The following is a 2691-nucleotide window of genomic DNA, read 5'->3' as shown; positions in this document are numbered from 1 at the left end:
TGGCAATTTGCGGCACGACTGAAGTCGTGCCCTGATACAGGTCCGCTCCGGCGCGTCTTTCATGCCTCTACGCGATGCATCCGGCCAGCCGTTCGCGGGATCGCCGTGCGCCTTTCTACCACGTCAGAGTGACGGTCAGGGTCTTCCAGCCCTCCCCGTCGGGGAAATGAAGCAGCAAGGGCAGCCACGTGCATGCGTACGGATCGGCATCGCAGCTTGCATACGACACAGTCGCTAGCCGCCGGCCGCCGGCGGCATCGGAGGCCGGGCTGGTTTCCACTTTGGGCACAAAATGGCCATGCCGGATCAGCCGCATGATGCCGTCCGATCCGGCCAGGCCCTCGAATGTCAGCATCAGCTTGCGATCACCGTATTCCGAGTGGAGCACCCGGAACTTCGCCGTCCTTGCACCCGGCAACGGAGGACGGTTGGGAGTAGTGAAGGCGACCGGCTCTGCCAGGGCCGCGGTCGCCGCAACATCGTCGATCTCCAGCGCGGGCAATGGAACCCGCAGGCCGGTGTGAGCCGGAATCCTTCGCTTCTTGGAGAGGTCCTCTTTCAACGGCCCGAAGGTTGCGCCGGGAAGATCGCTACGCAGGCGCCACCCGTCTCCTCCATAAATATCGAGGCGGTCGGCTTTCCTGGCGAAGTACAGCGCAGTGGAGCCGCCGGGAACCTGCAGGTTCAGCACCTCGGCATGATCCCAACTGGCAGGCAGATGCGGGTTTACCGTGATGGTCCTGGTCCGCGCGTCGACATCGATGCCGAAGAGACCCCGCAGGGCAGGCGTGATGACCATGGCGCTCGACCAGAGCTGGTGGCTGGTGCTGCGGCCAAAGGGAACGAAGTAATCGCCGCTCAGCAGCTCGGTGACGGCCCCGAGGTCTTGGGCGCGCGTCAGGCTGGCGTTCTCCATCAGCATTTGATGGCCGGCCAGGGGCTGCCCTCCGCGGTACTCCGCCAGCGCCCCCCAGCCTGTAAACAGAGGCCACACGGAGCCCTGGTGATAGCTCATGCCGTCGTAGACCTTCTCGCTGCTGGAGAGGTCGCGCAGGCCCCAATCCGTCTGCATGGTGTGGGAAGCGAACTGCCACAGGCACTCGCCGGGGTGGTCCAGAATCGGCGCGCCGCTCCACCAGTCGAGAGCCGGGTACACGGTGGTTGTGCGGTCAAGCGACCCGCCGGCGTTGCGGCTGAAGGCGTAGCAGCCCTTCTCCCGATCGTGAAACTGCGCATTGACGGTTTTCGCCACCGCCGCCGCACGCTGCCGGGCCGCGTCCGCCTTCGGCTTGTCGCCCAGCAGCTCTTCCATCGCCGCCATGGCGCCGGAGGCTTGCTGGTCGAGCAGCGCCAAATAGATCTCCTGGCGAGGCAAGCCGCCCCGCCAGTTCTCCACCCATCCGGTGCCTTGCGTGTTGTCGTAGATGCCGTTTCCGCCGTGGGCCGCGTCGGGCGCATGGGCGGTCTCGAACTCCCACGCCTTCTCGACCGCGCCGCGATGCTCGTTGAGGAACGCCACATCGCCGCTCGCTTTTACGTAATCGGCAACCGCCAGCAAAAACAGCGGCGTGGCGTCGGCCGCAGCATACATATAGGAGAAGGCCCGCCAGTCGATAGCCGCGGCGGTCTGCGAATACTCATGCATGATTTTGCCGTCGGCACGCTGGCGGCGAATGAGGAACTCCAGCTCGGACTTCGACAAGCCAAAATCGCCATAGCTATCGACGGCAAAAAGCGTGTAGAGAGCGTCGCGGCCGAAAAACCAGCCAAAGCCGGGGCGGGCCGAGTCGCCGGAGGCGAAATAGCCTGCCACCAGCGCAGTTTCATTTGTCGCCTGAGCCTTCACTTTCAGTTGCTCGATCGAGACGACGGCCCACTGAAAGGCCTCGTTCAATGCGCTGTCGGGAGTTTCGATGGATACGGAGTTGGCCAGCAGCTTCCTGTAGCTCTCCGCATGAGCGGCGTAGGTGGCGGCGATGGTGGTGTTGAGCTTCTCAAGCAGGGCGCCCAGCACGCCGGAGTTCGTGGAGGCCTTGTCCATGCCCGCCGCCATCAACAACGGAAACAGCCGCCCGCGGTCCCGCGCCGGATCGATGTGCAGCTTGAGTTCGGCGGGGTACGCCTGTGGGCGCTCCTGATACGGGGCCAAAATGCCGGGCCGCGCGCCGGGAATCGTTACGGCTCCCGCTAAATCGGGGTAATCGGAGTGCAGCACATAGAAGCCGCCGGGAACCTCGTGCGGATCAGGGCCGGGCGCGACCCATTCCACATTGGGAGTTCCTTCGTTCCGCTCCGGCCACATCCAGCGCAGTTCCGGGGTAAAGCGGAAGGTAAAGTCGGTGGGGTGCAGGCAATCGAATTGGAACAGGACCACCGGCCCGGTTCCCGCCGGGGCTCCGGCGGGCGAAAACATGATCTGCCGCACCGTAAATCCGATGTGCGCGTAAGTGACGACCGTGCGGTCGGGATGCACCTCAATCTCGGCCACCTGCTGGTTCACTTGAATCGGCGCGGTATATCCCTCAATATCCGCCTGCAGGGTGAGGTGCGACAGCAGCTTTACGGGCAGCACCCAGGCTTCGAGCGTGCCATCCTGCTGCCCCAGCAGTGCGCCGCGTTCGCCTGAAATCGTGAACGGTTTCTGCGGCTCCGCGTGGGCGCGGATAACGGGAAGCGTTGTATCGAACGCCA

Annotated in this window: 1 protein-coding gene; it reads right to left on the bottom strand. The window is 64.3% G+C overall.

What is annotated here, in order from left to right; translation table 11 throughout:
* Nucleotides 1–115 precede the first annotated feature (115 nt).
* The coding region (locus tag AC1P6P_RS13205) for an amylo-alpha-1,6-glucosidase (RefSeq protein ID WP_481139485.1) at nt 116–2691 on the bottom strand (2576 nt) is incomplete at its 5' end.

Source organism: Rhizomicrobium sp. (genome assembly GCF_056722145.1).
This window is presented reverse-complemented; position numbering and strand designations above follow the sequence as displayed.